1 protein-coding gene is annotated in these 641 nt (G+C 68.5%); it reads right to left on the bottom strand.

Features of this window, described 5'->3' with window-relative positions:
• Positions 1-641: DUF1522 domain-containing protein (locus IVB48_RS16510; RefSeq protein ID WP_247400924.1), on the bottom strand; the 641-nt coding region annotated here is incomplete at both ends.

The following is a 641-nucleotide window of genomic DNA, read 5'->3' on the forward strand; positions in this document are numbered from 1 at the left end:
GCCAGATCGATCGCGGACAAGAGATCGTTGACGGTCGCGGTGGCGAGATAGACGGTGGTGTTGCCGCTGCCGTCGGTGACGAGGTTGCCGCTGACGCCGGAACCGCTCGGAACGGCGGTCGACGCCGGAGCCGCGCCGCTGCGGAACGTGATGGTCTTGCCGTTCACGGTCACCGTGTCGCCATCGGCAGGCTGGGCGTTGCCGGCCAGGCCGGTCGCGGTCGTGCCGTTGGTGGCGATCAGGGTGATGGCGCCGGTCAGGGCCGTGGTGCCGTCACCGGCCGTCGCGCCAGTGCTTGCAAAGGAGCCGATGGTGGCGCCGAGGGTCGTGGTGCCGGTTGCGGCCGTGGTGCCGCCGGCCGTGCCGTTATACACGACGTTGCTGCTCGCGGTCGCGCTGGCGAAGCTGGTCGTGCCGCGCAGGTCGGCCGATGTCGCACCTGCGATGGTGGTGGAGACGTTGGACTTGGTGGAGTAGCCGACGGTGGTCTGCAGCGCCTGGTTGGCGATCGACTTCGCAGAGTCGATCAGCTTCTGCAGCGAGGTGATGCCGGTGTTGGCGGCCTGCAGCACCTGCACGCCGTTGGCGATGCCGTCGAGCAGATTGTTGATGTCGCTGGCGCGGTTGTCGAGCGACTGTGC

The organism is Bradyrhizobium sp. 76 (genome assembly GCF_023073025.1).
Taxonomy (GTDB): Bacteria; Pseudomonadota; Alphaproteobacteria; order Rhizobiales; family Xanthobacteraceae; genus Bradyrhizobium.